Source organism: Xanthomarina arctica, from assembly GCF_014638915.1.
Classification (GTDB): Bacteria; Bacteroidota; Bacteroidia; order Flavobacteriales; family Flavobacteriaceae; genus Xanthomarina; species Xanthomarina arctica.
On sequence record NZ_BMFQ01000001.1, the window covers coordinates 870825 to 894100 of the forward strand.

Annotated in this window: 14 protein-coding genes; 6 read left to right on the top strand and 8 right to left on the bottom strand. The window is 34.9% G+C overall.

The features are described 5' to 3' along the window. Nucleotides 1–87: 87 nt before the first annotated feature. Nucleotides 88–5967, bottom strand: coding sequence for a RemA C-terminal-like gliding motility protein (locus tag IEV77_RS03805; RefSeq protein WP_188461993.1), 5880 nt, complete (start codon nucleotides 5965–5967; stop codon nucleotides 88–90). Between the two features lie 204 nt (nucleotides 5968–6171). Here IEV77_RS03805 and IEV77_RS03810 point away from each other — a divergent pair, with 204 nt between their 5' ends. From IEV77_RS03810 to IEV77_RS03820, 3 genes are all read left to right on the top strand, one after another. Then, a complete protein-coding gene (locus IEV77_RS03810) occupies nucleotides 6172–6642 on the top strand; it encodes a regulatory protein RecX (protein WP_188461994.1) in 471 nt (156 codons plus the stop codon). 747 nt (nucleotides 6643–7389) lie between these two features. After that, nucleotides 7390–7830, top strand: a complete 441-nt coding sequence (locus IEV77_RS03815) for a LexA family protein (protein WP_188461996.1) — start codon at nucleotides 7390–7392, stop codon at nucleotides 7828–7830. 31 nt (nucleotides 7831–7861) lie between these two features. Beyond that, nucleotides 7862–9673: a sodium:solute symporter family protein gene (locus IEV77_RS03820; RefSeq protein ID WP_188461998.1), complete on the top strand. Its 1812-nt coding sequence runs from the start codon at nucleotides 7862–7864 to the stop codon at nucleotides 9671–9673. A 155-nt stretch (nucleotides 9674–9828) separates the two neighbouring features. Here the strand turns inward: IEV77_RS03820 and IEV77_RS03825 are convergent, their stop codons facing one another. From IEV77_RS03825 to IEV77_RS03855, 7 genes are all read right to left on the bottom strand, one after another. Next, nucleotides 9829–10122 carry a F0F1 ATP synthase subunit delta/epsilon gene (locus IEV77_RS03825; RefSeq protein WP_188462000.1) on the bottom strand — a complete coding sequence of 98 codons (294 nt, stop codon included), beginning with the start codon at nucleotides 10120–10122 and terminating at the stop codon, nucleotides 9829–9831. Between the two features lie 96 nt (nucleotides 10123–10218). Further along, nucleotides 10219–11727, bottom strand: coding sequence for a F0F1 ATP synthase subunit beta (gene atpD / locus IEV77_RS03830; protein WP_188462002.1), 1509 nt, complete (start codon nucleotides 11725–11727; stop codon nucleotides 10219–10221). 181 nt (nucleotides 11728–11908) lie between these two features. Beyond that, on the bottom strand, nucleotides 11909–13369 hold the full coding sequence (locus IEV77_RS03835) for an SGNH/GDSL hydrolase family protein (RefSeq protein ID WP_188462004.1): 1461 nt from the start codon (nucleotides 13367–13369) through the stop codon (nucleotides 11909–11911). A gap of 19 nt (nucleotides 13370–13388) precedes the next feature. Next, nucleotides 13389–16172: a TonB-dependent receptor gene (locus IEV77_RS03840; protein WP_188462006.1), complete on the bottom strand. Its 2784-nt coding sequence runs from the start codon at nucleotides 16170–16172 to the stop codon at nucleotides 13389–13391. A 453-nt stretch (nucleotides 16173–16625) separates the two neighbouring features. Further along, the gene (gene glmS, locus IEV77_RS03845; RefSeq protein WP_188462008.1) at nucleotides 16626–18473 is read right to left on the bottom strand and encodes a glutamine--fructose-6-phosphate transaminase (isomerizing); all 1848 of its coding nucleotides are present in this window, start codon (nucleotides 18471–18473) and stop codon (nucleotides 16626–16628) included. A 6-nt stretch (nucleotides 18474–18479) separates the two neighbouring features. Then, nucleotides 18480–20090, bottom strand: coding sequence for a BamH family beta-barrel-assembly machinery protein (gene bamH, locus IEV77_RS03850; RefSeq protein ID WP_188462010.1), 1611 nt, complete (start codon nucleotides 20088–20090; stop codon nucleotides 18480–18482). A 25-nt stretch (nucleotides 20091–20115) separates the two neighbouring features. Next, entirely contained in the window at nucleotides 20116–20925 is an 810-nt protein-coding gene (locus IEV77_RS03855) for a glycogen/starch synthase (protein ID WP_188462012.1), read from the bottom strand. A gap of 108 nt (nucleotides 20926–21033) precedes the next feature. Here IEV77_RS03855 and panC point away from each other — a divergent pair, with 108 nt between their 5' ends. The 3 genes from panC to IEV77_RS03870 are packed head-to-tail and all read left to right on the top strand — an operon-like array spanning nucleotide 21034 to nucleotide 23216. Further along, nucleotides 21034–21882, top strand: a complete 849-nt coding sequence (gene panC / locus IEV77_RS03860; protein ID WP_188462014.1) for a pantoate--beta-alanine ligase — start codon at nucleotides 21034–21036, stop codon at nucleotides 21880–21882. A gap of 12 nt (nucleotides 21883–21894) precedes the next feature. Next, complete coding sequence (gene panD / locus IEV77_RS03865; RefSeq protein WP_188462016.1) at nucleotides 21895–22245, top strand: aspartate 1-decarboxylase; 351 nt, start codon at nucleotides 21895–21897, stop codon at nucleotides 22243–22245. A gap of 50 nt (nucleotides 22246–22295) precedes the next feature. Further along, entirely contained in the window at nucleotides 22296–23216 is a 921-nt protein-coding gene (locus IEV77_RS03870; RefSeq protein WP_229736569.1) for a lysylphosphatidylglycerol synthase transmembrane domain-containing protein, read from the top strand. Nucleotides 23217–23276 lie beyond the last annotated feature (60 nt).

Genomic DNA, 23276 nt, shown 5'->3' on the forward strand with positions numbered 1-23276 from the left:
GTAATTAGGTAGCATATCTTATCGCAAAAAAAAAGGGTTTAACTTTTAAAATAGTTAAACCCTTTGATTCGTTTTAATAAGCTAAACTTAATGTCTTTTTACCGCTTTTTTAGTGATAGTTTGTCCATTACTTAAAGTTATTTTAGCAAGATAAGTCGCCTGACTTAAGTTAGAAAGATCATAAGTTTCAGAATAACTAGTACCTTTTAACTTGTAAATAGGTCTTCCTAATAAATCAATAATCTCAATATGTTTTATTTCGTATGGACTTGGAACCGTAAACTGAACCTCTCCATTTTGATGCTCAATAATCGTTACGTTATTTGCATTTAGTTCTTCTTCATGAATGGAAAGAAAAGAGTCTCTGAAAACTATTTCAAAACGATTATTAAATTCTCCTGTTTCGGAAGTGAAGGAGTAATCGTTGGCGCTTAAATCATGAATAACATTCATTAACATGTCTTTCAAGTAAACAGTGTTTTCTTCAAAAAATAAACCTTCAGAATCTGTTGAAATAGAATATAAGGTTGCCTCTGGAATTAAAGAGTAAAATCCTAACGGAATCACTTCATCTAAATTCAAGCTATTAACTGCTTTTCCTTGTATAGCTAGTTTTTTATCAGAATTGTCAGCTACTGTATAAATCATAGCATTTACTTCTGAAGATAAATTTTTAGGAGCATCATAATACATACCATCATAAGTATTTGTAGCTCCCTCAACATAACCAACTAATATTTGATTGCGAACACCATTATCGCTCCACATATTAACCCAAAGTCTATTTACTTGAGTACTGCTAGAATTTCTAAAGAACTGATCGTTATCACCTGTAACACGCATGCTATTTGTAAACGAAACCGTTCCTGTCTTAATATCTCCATTTGTAGAATCTGGAGTTGCCACATCTGAATACGAAATAAAGAATGCTTGTCCAGAAGGGATAAACCTATTAGGTCTATCTGAGGCATTTATTGTTCCATCATTGTTATTATCTCCTCCTGCAGTTTGACCAGTGGCATTTATTATAGCATAATCGCTTTGAGCAAAATTTAAGTTTTCATTCCCATTAGCTGTATCCGAAGGCGCTGTGCTTTGAGACCAGAAAAAGATAGCACCATTTGTTGTTCCTGTTGGAAATCCTGAAACATCTTGTGCGATAAGGGTATTTGCATCTAAGAATGATTGTGCATCTACAGCTGAGGGATAAGGGTTCCCTATTAAGTTCCAGTTATTATCACTCATTTCAGAATCATTTCTATAAATAGGCACATCAATATCCCCAGTATTAAAAGCGCCTTCAAAAATGTATTCAAATTGGCCTCCTGCACCTGCAATATCAAATCCAATAGGATCATGCATGGCTGCATAACCAACCCCAGGAATCATTAGGTCTCCATTGTCGGTCGCCTGCCAATCATCACCATTATCATCAATATCATCCTGCCCATTAACTGTACCATTGTTGTTGTTAGCTTCAGCCGTCTTATCTAAATAGTTTTCAGCATTATACCAATAGCGTCTTGTTGGATGTGCTTCCTCTAAACCTCCCCCAACGGTTTCGTCTATTGTAGGAGAACTCCAATAGGTATATTCGTAATAATTATTTAAAGGTGCTGTTCGTTTATTAAACTTGGAAAAACCGTTTGTATTTAAAGTAAAACTTCCTGCTGTTAACCCATCGCCACGTTGTACAAAACTTCCCTTGTCTTCTACTAGAATACCGTCATTATCAGTACCGTTTCCTGTTATCTCAACATTATTAATAACTTCAACAAAATATCCTTGAGCAATTGTTAACAAACTTCCTGAAGTAACTAGTAATTGACAAGCTGTAAAACTTCCGTTTGTAGAATTAGTGGTATAATCGCCATCTATATTAGTTATTGTATACTGATCGGGAGCACCATTACTCCAAGCAGTACCATCCCAAGTTGTTATCTTTAATTCAATTTTGGTTGCTTCGCTTGCTGTATAGCAAGTAGCACTATTTTCTCTTACTTGGCAATAAAATTGATAATCGTCTAAACCTGTAAGGTTAGCAATATCTAATGTTGCTGTTGTTGCGCCAGAATAAATACCTCCATTTGACACAGCTGTCCAGTTACCAGAAGGGCCTAAAACATACCATTGATACGCAAGTGCTAAACCGCCTGAAACACCTTCTGATCCTGCAACTGTCAACGATGTTCCAAGGTTAGAACAATCAGCCACATATTGTGGGTTACTTATAACTGTAGGTGGTAATTTAACAAGAGGTACTGAACCAACTCCTACTAAGCATTCATCGTCAGCCAAACTTTGTGCAGTCCATTCTGAAGCATCATAAGTTGTGTTTGGATAAAAATTAGTATTCTTTCTTTTTAAATAATACCCTACATAATTTGGTGCTTCTACATCATCAATAAGCGTAGTTCCATTCATTAATCTCAAGCCATCATTTGCATTAAAACCAGCGTTACCTAAACTTCCATTTCCTGTAGGTGTGTATCCACAAGCAGAGCTAGTTACCGAAACAATAGCTACTGCACCTGATGCAATTGTACCGTTTAGATTTGCATAAGTTACATAACTACCTCCATAATCGCCAGCTCTTTCAATTTTATAACCACCTAAGTCTACAGAAGCTCCTGTGTTATTATAAATGGTTATTACACCACCAGATCCGCCATTTTCGTCATACACTTCGTAGATAATTAAATTTGATGCATCAGCACCACCAACTGCAGTATCGCATGCAGTAAGGTCAATATCAATTACATCAAAAAATTGTGTTGCACTACAACCTGTAGCTAATTGAATCACAAAATTACCATCATTAGCTTCGGCAGGAAGCAATACTTCTATAGTGTCTGATGTATTTGAAACAGTAGCAACTGCTATGTTATTATAGGTAATTGTTGCTCCAGTAAGATTGCTTGTTGCAGAAGTAAAAGTGACTAATGTATTTGCTGGGCCAGAGGTTGGAAAAGTAGTAACCGTTGGATCAGTTAAACAATCACCATTACCTTCAATAGTAAATAGATACGGATTTTCATCAGAATCATTACTCTCAATTCTCACTTTTGCAGTTCTTGTACCTGCAACCGTTGGATGAAATTTAATTTTAAAGGTTACGTTTGTACCATTTACAACTGGTGTTGTTGCCTGTTGTGTTACAATAAAATCTGTCGGGTTTGTCCCTTCTAATTTAATAATTGGCGTACCTATTAATATTAAATTTGCTAAACCAATATTTTCTATGGTAAATTCTTTTTCCGCAGAATCTGTGTTTACCTCTGTGCTAGCAAACAACGTATTGTTTAATCCATAAGGAGCATCAAAACCATTAGGAATAGAAATAGCTCCTCCTTTTACATTAATTTCAGCATTTACAGGTTGTACAACATTAATTGTATAATCTTCTACTTCACCATAATCATAAGTTGCACAAGGTGTTAAAGCGATGTCACTATCATCAAAGAAATACTGTGTTGCTACTCTCATTCTAGTGTTTCCAATAGTAGCATTAGTAGGCACTGTTATAGAAAGTGGAGAATTACTTGTTAAAATATTTGTTCCAGAATAAGCATCTCCTAAATCATACTCTTCACCACTATCACTAAAATCACCATCTCTGTTCCAATCTATCCATGCTTTAGTATAGTTTTGATAACCAACTGTATTTACATTTACTGATAAAGTGTAAATATTATTTAACAAAACAGTTGTTGAAACAGAAGTATAATCTGTATAAGCACTTTCCCCAGTTGATGTTTGATTGATAGTATTAAATACCACAGAAGTTATTCCTGTAGTATCTGCAACATCTCCAGCAGAATCACAATAGTCGACACCTGTGGTCTGACAAACCGAAATACCACCACTCCATTGTGTACCAATATTTACCTCTCTTACAAAAACGGTATAGCAATATTCAACCGCATCTGTTAAACCTGTAACAATAATACTGCTTCCTGTTCCTTTATAAACAACTTGATTTGCTCCTGCATAAACTGGATTTGCTGCATAAGCCGAACCGTTTCCTGTTGGTGTTAAAGAAACAGCACCTGCATTGGCAACTACCATATATTCGTAGCATCCAGCAGAATCTGGTACCACATTCCACGACACTGTAGACGTTGTTGGGTTAATGCTCGCTGCTAAATTGCTAACTTCTGGAACATCAATCGTATAGGTTTGTGTATAAGATGAAGCTACTGAATTATTATTGATAGCATTTGCCCAACCTGTTCCTGTTTCTCCATTATAAGCAACTACTTTAAAAGTGTATTGCGACGCATTTGTTAAACCAGTTACAGTAGCCGTTGTTCCAGCACCTTTGTAAACTGCTTTTCCTAAGGTAGTGTAAGTGGTTGCTGCACTATAATTTGCATTTGCAGTATAACTTGAAGCATTTCCTGCGGAAGTAGCTGCCATTTGTGGTATTGTTGTATTGGGCTGTGCAAAAACAATATAACCTGTTGGCGTAGTACCACTAGACGCAGTCCAGCTTAAAGAAACTTGCGTATTTGCAATACATGCTTTTAATTGTGTAGCGTTATTTGGTGAAGCATATGTAACACCTACCTCCACAGCTATAGAAGTACCACTATTACCACTACAAGTTACCACACAACGGTACCATGTTATTGCATTTACAGTTGCGGTATAAGTTGCGTTTGTTGCACCAATAATATCAGAAAAACCTGCAACAGCGCTAGTTGTAGAACTTTGCCATTGGTAAGTTGCCCCAGACCCTGTTGTAGTATTTTGTAAAGATAAATTAGTTGTGCCACCAGACACAACAGAAGTTTCGGAAGAAACGGTATTACCTGGAGTTGGTGTGCCTGTACATGGTGTAGAAGGCGTACAATATATTTCTACATTTCCTAAATGAACTCTCTCGTCTTCATCGGCAAAGAAGCTTAAACTTGGATTTGCAGCTACACCTGTAAATGTTAACTCTACCCATTCAAAATCTGAATATGGTAAATCAGTTATGTTTTGGATTTGCCCATCTAACGTAACCCTAAGTTTTCTTTCAGAAGCACTCCATCCTTTTGCTCTAAATTTTAATGTAACATTACCTGAGGACACTCCTGTTGCAGTAGTCGATACAGTTCCAGAATTACTTCCCGATGCCAACCTAATTGTAGTAGTTGGGGAACCTCCACTGTCTGTATCTCCACCATATGTACTACCAGATTTAGTAAAATTAGGAGCATGACCTGTGTAGCAAGGTCCAGTAGTAAGACTTATTACTAAAGTTTCAGTATCTGCACCATAAGCATTTGTTGCTGTAATTGTAACATTAAAAGTTCCTGCTGCTGTAGGTGTTCCAGAAATTTCTCCTGTTGTTGTATTTATAGATAAACCAGCAGGTAAGCCTGTTGCACCATAACTTGTTGGTGTATTTGTTGCTACAATATCATAAGTAAAAGCGCCACTTACTATGCCACTTGCAGTTAATGCACTGGTAATAGTTGGTGGTGAAGTAGTAGGTACAGAAGTATACGTTACTTCAAAAGAACTTATATATATTCTATTACTAGAACTACCATCTCTTTGATAAAATTCAACATCAGATGTTGCGCTTAAACCACTCATAGTATAAGTGGTTGAAGCAGTTAAATTTGCAACAAAAGCACCATCTACTTCATATCCTGCAGGCCCTGTTGTGCCAGATGCATTAACAACAACTTTTGTAATAGTAACGCCATTAGAAGCGTATATTATAATAGAACCTCCTTTTGTAGCGTTTTGATATAATCTTAATTGATTGCTAAATATTCCAGGATTAGTACTTGCACTATTTTTAAACGAACCAAAACCTATATTAGCATCTAGGGATATACCAGGAGAATTTTCATCTAAACCAGTTACTGCTCCAGAAGCTAAAAAAGAATAAGTAACAGTTGTCTGCCCATAACCAGACAAAACAAAGCATAAAAAGGCCACTAATACGAGGGAGTAATTTTTAATCATTCTATAGGGAGATATTATAATTCTTTGCTAAAATAAGCATTCAAAGGTATTTACCTAGAGTTTTTTAATCTACTTTTTGGTGTTACCAATTAATTATGAGTAGGTAACCAGAACATTAACGAAACGTTAAGCGCCTCGATGATGCTTTTAGACAATCCAAAATAAACCCATATATCTTGTACAAATTGTTATTATCTTGCAACCATGAAATCGGTTAAAACCTATACTCTCGAAGAAGCCAAAAGAACCCTAGAAAATTACTGTGCCTATCAAGAGCGTTGCCATAAAGAAGTAACTCAAAAATTGTACAACATGCGTATGATTCCAGAGGCCATAGATTTGGTGGTGGTGCATTTGTTGGAACACGATTTTTTAAACGAAACCCGTTTTGCAAAAGCTTTTGTTCGTGGGAAGTTCCGATTTAAAAAATGGGGTAGAAGACGTTTGGAAATAGAATTAAAAAGACGAGATATTGGTCGCTTTAACATCCTGGAAGCCTTTAAAGAAATTTCAGATGCCGAATATTTAAGCACCTTTCACACTCTAGCCGAAAAAAAAGCAGCCACCATTACAGAAACAAACCCTCTAAAGAAAAAAAAGAAATTAGCCGACTTCTTATTATACCGCGGTTGGGAAAGTCACCTAGTTTACGATAAAGTAAACGAGTTATTTTAAACGAATCACATATATGCTTAATGCATAGCTCATGTATGGCTCAAGTATAGCTAATGTATGAAGAGTGTATTAAAAAAGATAATGGCATAAGTATATCAGGATTTATTCATTAATCTGTATAGTTATTTTAGGACGATTCATGCCTCATAGAGACTCCGTACTAACTCCGTAGTAAAGCCGTAGTGACTCCGTGTGAAGTAAATTAAAAAACAAGCCTATACACAAGTCATAATTACCCAAAAAATAGTGTACAGATGCGGTATAAAATAGAGTCAATCAAACCAGCAACATATAACCTCACCTAGTTCGGGTCTTCAGGGGGTCTCCGCCGGGTCTAGTTCGGGTCTAGTTCGGGTTTACTTCGGCATCGGTCGGGTGGAGTTCGGGTGAATAAGGAGAGTTCGGGTGCAAAAAAAAATACGATAAGAAAAATCTATGGAGACCTATTCCGGTTCATCATGTTTAGAAAAGATTAACTGCAAAAAGAAACAACCGCTTTCAAATAAAAAATAGGATGATACCCCTTTCAAGTCATCTTAGAATTTAAAAATATAGGGACATCCCATTTTATTTATTTACCTATACCGTTATTTTGGAATAAGGAAGCCATTTATTTCTAATACCTATCGAAACTTCCATCGCCAAACTATATCTAAATACCAATACCAAGAATAAATTTTCAATCAATTTAATTAAGGGCAGTTAAAAAATAAACATAATTCCCTACATTAGGTGCTAAAAACTAACATGCTTTCAACCCATTTAAAACCACTAGCCCTTTTTACTCCAGATGTATCAGATCACGGCGGAGCTGTTTTTATCGATACAGGAATTTCTGCAGGTTTCCCTGCGCCAGTTGAAGATTTTCAACAAGAAACCTTGTCGTTAGATAACATGCTGGTAAAAAATAAGGCGACTACATTTTATGCGCGTGTTAGTGGACAAAGCATGATTGATGCTGGTCTAGATGATAATGATCTTTTAGTAATAGACCGAAGCCTGGAACCTTTACACAACAAAATTGCCGTATGTTTTCTAGATGGGGAGTTTACCGTAAAACGCCTACGTGTCGAGAAGGATGGCGTTTGGCTACAACCTGAAAACATCAATTACAGTCCAATTCAAATTACTGCAGAAAACGATTTCGTTATTTGGGGCATTGTTACCAATGTGATTAAAAAAGTATAACTTAGAAATATAAAGAAAACAGCTCTCATTTATGGTAGAATTATCCTCCCTAGATATCTCATTAATTGTTATATTTTTTGCAATAACCCTATTTATAGGTATTTACGTCTCTAAGCAATCTGGAAAAAGTGCCGCGGAATATTTTCTTTCAGGAAGAAACATGCCTTGGTGGCTTTTAGGTGTTTCTATGGTGGCTACTACCTTTTCTACGGATACTCCTAATTTAGTAACTGATATTGTTAGAACCAATGGGGTTTCTGGAAACTGGGTTTGGTGGGCCTTTTTATTGACAGGTTTATTAACCGTATTTGTGTATGCTAAGTTATGGCGAAAGTCTGAAGTCACAACAGATATCGAATTTTACGAATTGCGCTACGGCGGAAAACCAGCACGTTTTTTAAGAGGATTCCGAGCTATTTACTTAGGAATTATTTTCAATATTCTAGCCATGTCTGCTGTTACCTTGGCGGCCATAAAAATTGGTGCCATCATGTTAGGCTTACAACCGTGGGAAACTGTTATTTATGCAGGAACCATTACCGTTATATTTAGTGCCTTAGGTGGTTTTAAAGGGGTTGTTTACACCGATTTTATATTATTTTTTACAGCTATGGCTGGTGCTTTAGGTGCCGCTTATTATTTGGTAGGTTTGCCAGAAGTGGGTGGTTTGGAAGCCTTATTAAAACATGAAAATGTAGTAGATAAATTAAACATCCTTCCAGATTTTAGCGATAAAGAAGCACTTATAACCTTATTAATTATTCCCTTGGCGGTTCAATGGTGGAGTTCTTGGTATCCAGGAGCGGAACCTGGCGGTGGCGGTTATATTGCACAGCGTATGTTGGCAGCTAAAAATGAGAATCATGCCATTGGAGCAACCTTCTTTTTTAATATCATGCATTACGCTTTACGTCCTTGGCCATGGATTATAGTAGCTTTAGCTTCTTTAGTTGTGTTTCCAGATGTTGCAAGTATACACGAGGCTTTTCCGCTTGTTGCCGAAGATAAACTGGGGAACGATTTGGCTTATTCTGCCATGCTAACCAAGCTACCTAGTGGTTTATTAGGTTTGGTATTAGCTTCTTTAGTTGCGGCTTATATGAGTACCATTTCCACCCATTTAAATTGGGGAGCATCTTATATCGTCAATGACTTTTATAAACAACAAATAAATAAGGATGCTACCGAAAAACAATTAGTTACCGTAGGAAGAACGGCAACCGTTGTCTTAATGGTGTGTAGTGCCTTATTGGCTTTAGTACTTACTAACGCCTTACAGTTATTCGATATTATTTTAATGTTTGGAGCAGGAACAGGATTGATTTTTATTCTACGTTGGTTTTGGTGGCGAATAAACGCATGGAGTGAAATCTCTGCCATGTTTGTTTCTGGAATCGTTTCCATCTTATTAAACTTTACAGATTTAGGAACCTATTTTTTTGCTGAAGATGGCATGTTCCCTGCTTGGGCAAAGTTCCCTATTATTGTGTTAGTAACAACCATTGCTTGGGTTGCTGTTACGTTTTTAACGCAAGCAGAAAGTAAAGAGGTCTTACAAAAGTTCTACAAGAAAATCCAACCAGGAGGTCCAGGCTGGGAGAAAATTGTTTCGGAAGCCAGAGATGAAAACATCGAATTGGTAGATTCTAAAGAGGGCTGGTCTGTGCCTTCTGGTATCTTAGCCATGTTGGTTGGTTGTGCCTTAATTTATAGCATCATGTTTGCCACAGGATATTATATTTATGGCGATTATAACAATGCTTTAATGCTTACCGGTGCGGCTATTATTTTTGCACTGATACTTTTAAAACTCTGGAAGAAGATTAGAGTCACTATTTTATAGAATAGAGACTTTAATAATTAGCTAAATAAGGATTTAGTTAAGTGAATTGTTTTTTGGATGATATAAATTGGATGGAGTAAAACCAAATGGCCTATAAAAAAAAGAAACCCTGCAAAATTTGCAGGGTTTCTTTTTTTTATATGTTTGGACTCTATTTAATCTGCCAAGATAATTACTTTATTATCTTTCATTTCAAGAGTACCAGATTTTATTTTTAACAAAAGGATTCTATCATCATCCTTGTGTCTTACTATTTCTGCATGTAATTCATCGAACACCAAATGACTTTGGGTGTGGGTATGAATTTTTATATTTCCTTCTTTTAAAAGGGAAACAATTGGAGCATGGTTTCTCAACATTTGAAATTCTCCATTAACTCCAGGAACAGCAACTGAATCTACTTCACCACTAAATAAGGTTGCTTCTGGTGATACAATTTCTAAATACATAGTTAAACTTGTTTAACTACCCTGAACGTGTTTCAGGGTCTTTTTGTTTTTATTCAAGGTTTATTTAAAAGATGCTGAAACAAGTTCAGCACTTGATTAAGCTTCAGCAAGCATTTTCTCTCCAGCTTCGATAGCTTCTTCAATAGAACCTTTAAGGTTAAATGCAGCTTCTGGTAAGTGATCTAATTCACCATCCATAATCATATTAAATCCTTTAATAGTTTCTTTAATGTCTACTAAAACACCTTTAAGACCTGTAAATTGCTCCGCTACGTGGAAAGGTTGAGATAAGAAACGTTGTACACGTCTTGCTCTACCTACAGCCATTTTATCTTCTTCAGATAATTCTTCCATTCCTAAGATGGCAATAATATCTTGTAATTCTTTATAGCGTTGTAATAATTCTTTTACTTTTTGTGCACAATCATAATGCTCAGCTCCTAAAATATCAGCTGTAAGAATTCTAGATGTAGAATCTAATGGATCTACAGCAGGATAAATACCTAGCTCAGCAATTTTACGAGATAATACAGTTGTTGCATCTAAGTGAGCAAATGTTGTAGCAGGTGCAGGATCCGTTAAATCATCTGCAGGTACGTAAACCGCTTGTACAGATGTAATAGAACCTCTTTTAGTTGAAGTAATACGTTCTTGCATCGCTCCCATTTCTGTTGCTAATGTTGGTTGGTAACCTACCGCAGATGGCATACGACCAAGTAATGCAGATACTTCAGAACCAGCTTGTGTAAAACGGAAAATGTTATCTACGAAGAAAAGTACATCTTTTCCTTGTCCTTCCCCAGCACCATCACGGAAATATTCAGCAATAGTTAAACCAGATAAGGCAACACGTGCACGTGCTCCAGGTGGCTCATTCATTTGTCCGAAAACGAAAGTTGCTTTCGATTCTTTCATAACAGATTTATCAACTTTAGATAAATCCCATCCACCATTTTCCATAGAATGCATGAAGTCATCACCATAACGGATAATTCCAGATTCTAACATTTCACGAAGTAAATCGTTTCCTTCACGAGTTCTTTCACCAACTCCTGCGAAAACAGAAAGACCACCGTGTCCTTTTGCAATATTGTTAATCAACTCCTGAATTAATACGGTTTTACCAACACCAGCACCACCAAATAAACCAATTTTACCACCTTTTGCATAAGGCTCAATTAAATCGATTACTTTAATACCAGTAAATAAAACTTCAGTAGAAGTTGATAAATCTTCAAATCTAGGTGCTTGTCTGTGAATTGGTAAACCCGCATCACCAGCTTTAGGTAAGTTTCCTAATCCATCAATAGCATCTCCAATAACATTGAATAAACGACCATATACATCATTCCCTATTGGCATTTGTATTGGTGCACCAGTAGCGTGAACTTCTGTACCTCTACTTAAACCATCTGAAGAGTCCATAGCAATTGTACGAACAGAATCTTCACCAATGTGAGATTGTACTTCAAGTACTAGAATAGAACCATCGGCTCTTCTAATTTCTAATGAATCGTAAATTTTTGGAAGTTCAGCTCCTGCTCCGAATTCAACATCGATAACTGGACCTACTATTTGAGCAACTTTACCTGTAACTTTTGACATTACTATTATTTTTAATTATTTTCTAATTTTTAAATATGAAAAACACACGGTTTTTCGCGCTGCAAATATATGAGTTTTAATTTAAAAATAATAGCTATTTTTTGCTCCTTTTAAAACAAAAAAATTGCCTTCATCCAATACTTTGGTTTGAAGGCAATTTATAAGGTATTATTTACTTAAATTATTGTAAAGTAGGCGAGTAGTTTGTTGGATAATCTCCACAATCTACCAAATTGCCAGAAGCTACAAAGTTAGAACCATAAGTAGCATCAATAGCACTCATCATTTCATTTGCCATAACGGCATAACCTCTTGATGTTAAGTGAATTCCATCTAAACTTACCAGCCCTCCTGTTACTAAATCTGTAGTTAAAATAAAATCTCCAGATGTAACTCCAACGGTTGAAGCCTGAATTAAAATTCCTTTAAAATCTACCAAAGCAAGTCCATTTGCATTAGCTACAGCTTCTATTGTAGCATTGTAAGCGTCAGTAGCGATAGTGATATTTTGTTGTTCTTCTGGTGTTAATGCCCATTTGTCTGCTAATGGAATTTGTGTTCCATATCCTTGAGGAATTAAAGACGCTAATGGTAAAACAAATAAATCTAAAGAAGTTGACTGTCTATAACTAGGAATTCCTAAGGCAGATAAGTCTGTTAAGTCTTCATCTATTAATACCATTGAATTATTTTCAGATGCTTCAAATTCAATACTTCTATAAGCAAATTCATCTGCATCAATTAAATTATAAGATAGAGCTAGTGTTAAACCACCATTATATTGCGCATAACCCGCATTTAATTGTGCAGCAGTTCCTGCATTTAAAGGAATTGGATTATAAGGAACGGTTGTAAAATGAGGTAAACTTGCTATATAAGGAACGTTGGTTACAACACCTTTGGCACCATTAGCAATTAATGCGTCTACTGAAGCATTAAATGAAACGCCAAACACTACTGGGTCTGTAATATCATTATTTCCATAAGTTGCAGGATTATAATTTCCAGTTTGGTCAACTCCTGTACCACCTGAAGTTGCGTAAGATAAAACATCATTTCCCCCTATTTCAGATAAGGTGAAAAACGTTGGATTTTGAGAGACAGCATCACCAATCATGGAAGCCATGGGATTTGAAGCCATACGGCCAAAATAAGGGTTGGCAAACCCGTATCCTTCAATTCCTAAATGGAAACTTTTTGCACCAGGAACACCTACATTGTTAAATGTACCGCCTAATACGTTATATGCTTCTGTTGTTGGAGTTGCTGGTAAAACTGCAGGACCTGATCCGTTAAAATATAATCTTGGACCAAAACTTCCATCAGGCATTTGCACACCATTGAAAAGTAAGCCACCAATGTTATCATTCATTAGGGGTTGAGAAAAACTACCATCACCTAACATGGCAAATTGCATGGATAGAATGTTTGGAAATGAATTGTTTTGGGTTGCAATAAAAAGTGCTCCATCTGAAAAACCTGCAGTAAAAGAAGCTCCAACGGCAACGTAATTAGAAAAATCTACTTCTCCAGCTGTTAAAGGTGGTAAGATAACCTCTTCTGTTGAGGTGGAATCGTCATCGCTATTACAAGCTGTAAAACCTAGGAGAACAGCTAGTAACCATATATATTTTGTTTTCATAATTAATTTTTTCATGATATTATAAGTTATTAATTGTCCATGATGCATAGTAGATAGATCCAATGCTACCAGTACCAATTGCTGTATAGTATTCTTTACCAAAAGCATTAGAAGCACCTATTTTAAACATCGATTTTATTTTTGGGACTCTATAATTTATTTGAGCATCTGCAGTACTGTAAGCTGGAATATCTCCATCTCCAAAAGTTGCTTCCCAGTAATAAGCATCACTCCATCTCCATGCCACGTTAAATCCTAAGTTTTTTAATACATCCGTATTTCCGAAAGATAATTTCACTTTATGCTCTGGTGTGTTAAAACTTGTTTGAAAATCAGGATATGTCTCTTGGTCAAAATCTTGTTTAGTATAAGTATAACTTCCACCTAAATCGTAATCATTAAATACTTTCATTTCAACGCCAATAGAACCTCCATAAGAATTTACATCAGCTGGTGAATTTGTATAAGTTTGATATACTTGATAATCTCCGTTAGCAATAGCCGCTATTGATAAGGAATTATCGCCTGCCGTTCCATATAATGGTGCCACAACATTTTCAGTAGAGATAAAATCTTTGTATTTGTTGTAATAAACACTTAAGTCTACAACTAAAATATCTAATTTTCCTCTATAACCAACTTCAATGGAAGAAACATGCTCTGGTTGAACCAATTCTGGGTTTCCAACTTCTAAATCGGCTGGATTGCGTGATTCAGAAAAATTTTGTACAGAACTAGCTGAGTAAGAATTGTAATAAGCAGCTTCACCTGTTTGTGTAATGTTTGCAGGTTGACCAAAACCAATTTGGCCAGAAGTACTTATATCATAATTTCTTGACCATCTGCCAGGATTGCTTGGAGCACCACCAACTAATATGGCTTTCCCAGCATCTAATCCAATAAATAAATCTTGTGTGGTAGGATTTCTAAATCCAGTTTGGTAAGAAGCTCTTATATTATGATTTTGATTTACTGTTAATCCAGCTGTAACTCTAGGTGATACAAAACCGTCATAAAATTCTGACTTATCGAAACGTGCAGAAGCAGTTAATTTTAATTGTAAATCGTCACTCAATTCAAGTTGTTTTTGAATTTGACCATAAACTCCAAATTCAGAATAGTTTATAGGACCATCATAATCTGTATAGATTGTTCCACCAGAATTTAATTCGTATTGTCTATAAGAACCACCTGCTTGCACTTCTGCAAAATCCCATAAGTGACTGAAGTTATAATTAGCATCTCCATGATAATACTTTGATGCATCTTGGAATTTAGATCCTGTAGTTAAATCTGGATCGTTGATACTTTGGTTAAATGCATTTATAAAACCAACAGATCCAGGTTCGAAACGTCCAGTTTCTGCCGCAGCACGAGCAATTTGTTGTGCTTGGGCATCTGTTGCTCCTCCTAAGGTAGCTAAAGCATAGTTTCCTACGTATTCACCGTAATAAGTTTGGTTGTCTTTCCAAGCACTATTAATATTAATACCTGTAAAAACCATGTCGTAAGAATCTCCAGCTTTATCAGCAACCACATATCCTCTTACAAAGAAATTATCGTTTCTAAATTCTATTTTATGTTGTTGTTGAAAGAAGTTATCAATGTTATAACGGTTAGTTCCTTGATAAATAGTAGTACCAGTACCAACTTTACCAACATAAGCTATTTCAAAATCGTTAGCCCATGGACGGTAATATAAACCCCAATCCGCTTTTACACTTTCTGCGTTGTAATCTGTTAGATCTCTTTCTTCGTAACCAATTCTACTTACGTTAACTGAAGGCACTAAAGCTTCTGCACCAGCAGGTAATATACCTTTTTCTACTAATGCCACAGCTACTTCTCTAATGTTAGTAGATACTTCATCTCCGTAGATGTTATATCCATCGTAATTTAGACTAGCTCTTGTTTCTCCCGTACCAGGTTTTCCTTGGTAGTTGTCTGCAACCCAATCCGTACCTTTTAACCAACCAAAGTTTACTTTGGCAGCAAATTTATCGCTGAATTTTTGTGCAATTCTAATCCCTACATCTGTGTATGCATTGTCTCCCGCAGCCTCCTGAGAGGTAATCCCTTGTTTAACATAGCCACTAATTCCTTGAACATCGAATGGGTTTTTACTTCTCATGATAAGAATTCCGTTGAAGGCATTTGCACCATATAATGTGGATGAAGCTCCTGGAAGTAATTCCACGCTCATAACATCTGTTTCAGTCATCCCTACTAAATTTCCAATTGGAAAGTTTAAGGCAGGTGTTGAGTTATCCATGCCATCTACTAACTGCATAAATCGCGTATTTGAGAAAGTAGCAAAACCTCTAGTGTTAATAGAATTAAAAGTTAAACTATTCGTGTTTACATCGACACCTTTTAAATTATCTAATCCAGTATAAAAATCTGCAGAGGCAGTATTTTTAATCTCTTTCAAGCCCATGCGCTCAACAGTAACTGGAGATTCGAAGATTCTCTCTGGAGTTCTTGAAGCAGAAATAATAACCTCATCTAAAGAAGTCCCTTCCTTGATAATAAAGTTTACTTCTTGGTTGTTTGCTGTTACTTCCTGTTTTTCTGTACTAAACCCAACATTACTTGCTTGTAAAGTAAACGGGGGCTCTTGACTAACTGTAAGGAAATAATTTCCATCAAAATCGGTGACAGTACCGGTAGATGTTCCAACTATTATTACGTTTGCGCCAGGAATTGGTTGACTATTCTCATCTGTAACTATTCCCGAAATTGTTGTTTGCGAATATGATATCCCGCATATAAACAACAATAAAAGTGAAAGGATTGATTTCATTATAAGGATTGAATTAATTATTAATTGATTTTAGTTAATTATTATTAGGCAATATATATAATTTTATGAAAACTTTAAGAAAATTCGCAAAAAAATTATGCGTGCATAATATTTTTAACAATTTATAAGGTGATAATTGCGATATCCTTAGATTAAGGTGCGGTTTTTTAAGAGTTCAAATACATTAAATAAAGCTGTGGTAATGGAAATTGCTTCTAAATACCGATAGAAACATGATTATTAGGGGGAATTGAGAACCTTGTTTTTTTTAGGCTAAAGATGTTCTATTTCAAAAGGGATGAAAGTGAAGGAGCTTTATTTTAAAATTGAATAGTTATTTAAAAGAAAATAAAATCCGCTTTTAGAAACTACATAATGAAATAAAACAAGTTGTGCTTCTAATTACTAGAAGCACAACTTGTTTATATATAATAAAAATGATTTTTTAAAAGCTTATTCTACAGTTACTGATTTTGCTAAATTTCTTGGTTGATCTACGTTTCTATTTAGCATGACAGCAATGTGGTATGATAATAATTGTAAAGGAATAGTAGTAAGTAAAGGTGAAAGCGATTCTAAAGATTCAGGAACTTCAATAACATAATCGGCCAAACTTTTTACATTTTCATCTCCCTCGGTTACGATACCAATAATTTTACCTTGTCTAGCTTTAATTTCTTCAATGTTGCTGACAACTTTTTCGTAATGTCCTTTTTTTGTGGCTATTACTACAACAGGCATATTTTCGTCTATTAAGGCAATTGGACCATGTTTCATTTCGGCAGCAGGGTAACCTTCTGCATGAATATAAGAGATTTCTTTAAGTTTTAAAGCACCTTCAAGAGCTACAGGAAAATTATAGCCTCTTCCTAAATACAAGAAGTTTTTGGCATTCTTATATTTTTCGGCTATCATCTTAATATGATCTTCAGATTTAAGTGCTTTTGCAACTTTTTCTGGAATCAGTTCCAATTCTTGTAAATGATATCTATAGTCAGAATTTGATATTTCACCTTTCACTTTAGCTAATTTTAAAGCTATTAAAGTTAAAAGCGTAATTTGTGTTGTAAAAGCTTTTGTAGATGCCACACCTATTTCTGGGCCAGCGTGGGTGTAAGCTCCAGCGTGTGTTTCTCTAGCAATGGTGGATCCTACTACGTTGCAAACACCAAATACAAAAGCGCCATTTGCTTTCGCTAATTTAATTGCGGCTAAGGTATCTGCTGTTTCTCCAGATTGAGAAATTGCAATAACCACATCTTTTTTGGTGATTACTGGATTTCTATATCTAAATTCTGAAGCATATTCTACTTCTACAGGAATTCTGGCAATATCTTCAAAAATATATTCCGCGACTAAACCAGCATGCCAAGAAGTTCCACACGCCACAATGATAATTCTGTCGGCATTTATAAATTTTTCAATATTATCGTCAATTCCAGCCATTCTAATAATGCCTTCCTTAACAAGGAGTCTTCCGCGATAGGTATCTCTAATTGCGTCGGGTTGTTCGTAAATCTCTTTAAGCATAAAATGGTCGTAACCACCTTTTTCTATTTGCTCTAAATTCATTTGTAATTCCTGAATATAAGGATCTACCAACGAATCGTCTTTGATTTTTCGTATTTTAATAGGTTTATTGATTCGTACAATGGCCATTTCTTCATCTTCAAGATAAATAGCATTTTTTGTATACTCAATAAAGGGAGATGCGTCACTAGCAATAAAGAATTCGTTGTCGCCAACCCCAACAGCTAATGGGCTTCCAAGTTTAGCAATAACAATTTCGTCTGGTTTTTTCTTATCGAATACAGCAATCGCATACGCGCCAACCACTTGGTTTAGGGCTACTTGAACTGCTTTCCCTAATTTAAGGTTTTCTTTTAATTTAATGTCTTCTATTAAATTAATTAGAACTTCAGTATCTGTGTCCGATTTAAAAATGTACCCTCTTTTAGAGAGTTCTTTTTTAAGGGATACATAATTTTCAATAATACCATTGTGGATTATTACTAAATCGCCAGAATTGGAAGAATGAGGATGTGCGTTTACATCGTTAGGAACGCCATGGGTTGCCCAACGCGTATGGCCAATACCAATCGTGCCGTTTTTAGTTATTTCGCTATCAACCCTAGCTTCTAAATCGGCAACTTTTCCTTTAGCTTTACAAACTTTAAGATCTTTTCCGTCGTATAATGCAATTCCTGCACTATCGTAACCACGATATTCTAATCTTTTAAGGCCTTCAATAATAATTGGGAAGGCTTCACGATGTCCAATATATCCTACAATTCCACACATAGTTTATTAATTATCAGGTTGAGTGTAATATATTTCTAATTGAATTCTTTTGTCTTCAGGTACATTTAAATTACTACCCTGTAGTACGGTTCCTTTTTGAGATAAAACAGTACCAATAGGAATACCATCTAAATCGCCATCGTCTAGAACATATGAATTACTGATTTGATTGACATTAGTTGTAAGGTACAATCCTAATTCATAATTAGTAGAATCCTTCAATAAAATATTATTTAAATGTTCAGTAAGTCTTATCTTATATTTTATCCCTTGACCATTAGTACCAGGTTCAAAATCTAATTTAGTAGAGTAGTAGGTTTTGGAGTCAACTGGATCTGTGGTGTTAGTAGTTCCGTCATAAAAATAATCTACTATTGGAATGTTGTTTTTTAAATCGTAAAGAATAACTCTGTTCGGATATTGAATTTGCCCGGTCATAACAGAAGTCGCAGTTTGATCTACATAAAAAACCAGATTTGCTTCATTAATTAAACGACTAGGAGATCCATTGCTGTTTCTATAAAGCGCATTAAAATCAGCTAATACATTTGGATCTTCAAATAGATTGACAACTGCTATGGCGCCATCTCCACCTTTAAGATAAAGTGTTTGATCTCCATTAACTTTATCTGCAGTGGCGTTAAGATTGTTTAATAACGAATTTGTTATTGGGTCGACAGTAATAGTACTTGCTCTATTGCCCTGAAAATTCATTATAAATTTGTTGTTTGTAACAATTTCACCGTCTTCTCCTGTATTATCATAATAAACAGTTAGATTGGCAGCCGAACTAAGAAAGTTTAACATAATGGCTGTCCCTTCCGTACTTCCATCTTGAGGTTCTGATTTAAAATATAACCCTCTAAAATAGTCCTTAAAATTATTCGGATTGCTTAACTCAGGCATGCCTTGCTTATCAAATAATAGCGTTTTCCAAAAGTCATTGGTGTTTAAAAGAGGAACTCGTAAACTTGGTGCAATTCTACTTACCTCTTGAATGTTACCGGTCTCATCCTCTTCATAAATTATTTGTTCAGATTCATTTGGTAAAAAAGCAAAATTCTCATATAATTTTTCCCCTAAATTACTATCAATTCCAAACTCTTCGTTATTAGAATAATATAACTGTTGCGCGGTGTTGTCTGAGTCTGGATTGTAATCTCTTAAGAAAAAGTTAGTTCTATAAATTGTTAATTTGATAGGGGCTGTTCCATAGATGGAATCTACCTTATATTTAGTCTCATCTCCGGAAGTACCATCTTCTACTGAATAATAAGGTATTGTAAGATAAGCTTGTCTAAATACTGGATCTGTACCAAAATCAGGACTATAATATCCAGAAGTAGGTAAAGCTTGAGTAATGACGTTGTTTATAGTTTGCTTATAAATAGGATCTGAATAAACCCCTATATAATTAGATGGTAAATTATTGGTTTGAACAGGGTTCACTCTTTTATTATAAGCTACAACGGCGAATTTATCGCTATTTGTTTCAAAATTTTGAATTCCCTCGATATCACTTTCAAGAGAATTATAATCGTTTTCGCAAGCAACAAATGCGATAACCACTAGTGACAAAACACCTATAAATTTAAAGGTACGAATTATTTTTTTCATAAATATTAAATGGAATAATTTGGGCTTAGCCTAATACTTTTGTGTTATAAAATTCAACATAAGCTTCACCAAATTCATCTTTAGTTTTATAATCTAAGACAGGTTTTTTAGAATCTTTTAAATGTTTGCTTAATTCATCTGGAATCTCTTCCGACCCTATAATTAAGGCATCAGAATGATCGATTGCAATTTTCATTAAACTGTTATACGTAGGTTTTTTAAGTTCTTTAATATAGGTATCCTCAATATTGTCGAACTTGACTTTATTAATCATATCTGTATTTAACGTGCCTTCGAAGCTTTGATTGTAAATAGAGGTAACTATTTTACTTTCGTTAAACAGAGGTTCGTCTTTATAATATTGTTTTAGATACATTGGCAGTAAAGATGCCAACCATCCATGAACATGAATAATATCTGGAGCCCAGTTTAGTTTTTTAACAGTTTCTATAACTCCTTTTGCAAAGAAAATAGCACGTTCGTCATTATCTGGAAACAAAGCACCATCTTCATCAGTAAGCGTTGCTTTTCTTTTAAAATACTCGTCGTTATCAATAAAATAAACCTGGATACGTTCTTTTGGAATAGATGCCACCTTAATAATTAAAGGCATATCTAAATCATTTATCACTAAATTGATACCCGACAACCTGATTACCTCATGCAATTGATGTCTTCTTTCATTGATATTTCCATATCTTGGCATAAAAATCCGTATTTGCCCACCTTGTTGATTCACCATTCTAGGAGTCTCAAAGGACATAGAAGAAATTTCAGTTTCTGGTAAATATGGCACAACTTCAGATGATACGTATAATATCCTCTTATCTTTCATATATTTATTGCTTTTGGTAATTCAAAATAAAAAACACGCAAAAGTACAAAAATTTATGCAGATTCATTGTAAAATATTAAGTTTGCACGCGTTAATATTTTATTAAAGGTGAAGATTTATACAGAAAAAACTCAAATTCAAAAAGCTATCAAGCTTTTTAAGGACAAAAATTTATCCATAGGCTATGTTCCTACTATGGGCGCTTTACATGAAGGACATTTGTCTTTGGTTGAAGAAGCTTTTAAAGGAAACGATGTTGTGGTGGTCAGTATTTTTGTAAATCCCACACAATTTGACAATAAAAAAGATTTAAAGAAATATCCAAGAACTTTAGAAGCTGATACGCGTTTATTAGAAAGTTTAGATAAAGATATTCTTCTTTATGCGCCAACAGTGGAGGATATTTACGATAATAAAACTGTTGCAGAACATTTTTCCTTTGATGGGTTAGAGTTTGAAATGGAAGGCAAATTTAGGACTGGACACTTTGACGGAGTTGGAACTATTGTAAAAAAATTGTTTGAAATTGTTTTGCCAGATGAAGCTTATTTTGGGAAAAAAGACTTTCAACAATTACAAATTATAAAAAAATTGGTCGAGAAATACCATATTCCTGTGAAGGTTATTGGTTGTGAAATTTTTAGAGAAGCTAACGGATTAGCTATGAGCTCTAGAAATGCACGCTTAAAGGAAGCTTATAAAATGGAATCGCCTTTTATATATGAAACCTTAAAAACTGCCAAAATAAAATTTGGCACAGAAAGTGCAAGTAAAGTAACTACATGGGTGGAAAAAGAATTTGCAAAACATGAATTGCTAAAATTACAGTACTTTATAATTGCGGCCGAAGACACTTTAAAACCTGTAAAAATTAAATCTAAAAACAATACCTATCGTGCGTTTATTGCTGTTTATGCAGACGAAATCAGATTAATAGATAATATCGCATTAAATTAATATCTTTGCCACATGCAAATACAAGTTGTAAAATCTAAAATTCACAGAGTAAAATGTACAGGTGCAGACCTTAACTATATTGGTAGTATTACTATCGATGAAGATTTAATGGAGGCTGCCAATATTATTCAGGGTGAAAAAGTTCAGATTGTAAATAACGATAATGGAGAGCGTTTAGATACATACGTTATTCCAGGTCCAAGAGATAGCGGAGAAATCACGCTTAATGGTGCTGCTGCTAGAAAAGTAGCTGTTGGAGATACTCTTATCTTAATAACTTATGCTTTTATGGATCTTGAAGAAGCTAAAGTTTTTAAGCCTTCTTTGGTCTTTCCAGACGAAGCCACCAACAGACTAATTTAAATTTGAGTCCCTCGATAAAAAAATACCTTAAACTCCTTCTCCCAATTCTTTTGGGAGTTTTTTTAATATGGTATTCTCTATCTAAAGTTTCCTTATCCGAATTATTTACCTATTTTAAAAATGCCAATTATAGTTGGATAGTTTTGGGTATGTTTTGTGGTTTATTGAGTCATTTATCTAGAGGGTATAGATGGCAATTCTTATTGGAACCTTTAGGTTATAAAGTTAAACTTGGAAATAGTATAATGGCTGTTTTTGTAGCTTATTTAATAAATTACACCATTCCAAGAGCTGGAGAAGTAGCGAGGGCTTCGGTTTTAACCACTTACGAAAATGTGCCGTTCGAGAAAGGTTTTGGGACCATTGTAGCAGAACGTGTTGCAGATTTATTGGTTATGATAATTATTATCCTGATCACGCTATTTATTCAATTCGATTTTATCTACCAATTTTTTATTCAAAAGTTTAATCCGTTGCATATCGTCTTAGCGCTTTTTGTTCTAGCTGTTTTAGCTTTAGTTGGTTTTATGCTTATAAAAAGTAGTTCTTCGGCATTCGCATTAAAAATAAAGACCTTTGTTACGGGGCTTTTGGAAGGTGTTTTAAGCATCTTTAAAATGAAAAAGAAATGGGCTTTCATTGGACATACTCTGTTTATTTGGAGCATGTATATTGCCATGTTCTATTTCACCACTTTTTCTTTAACAGAATTACATAACATTCCGTTTGGAGCTATTTTAATTGGATTTATTTCTGCCAGTTTTAGTATTGCAGCAACCAATGGAGGCATTGGTTCTTATCCAATTGCGGTGTATGCCGCTTTCTCGCTTTTTGCCATTCCTGAGGCGCCAAGTATCGCTTATGGCTGGATTGTATGGACCTCTCAAACCTTGCTAATTATTTTAGCAGGAGGATTATCTTTGTTGCTTTTGCCAATTTATAACAGAAATAAACAGTCTGTAAATCCTTAATTTTCTTTTTTAAACTTTAGGGTTTATTTCATAACTTGCCATGAATGATTTAATTATTTA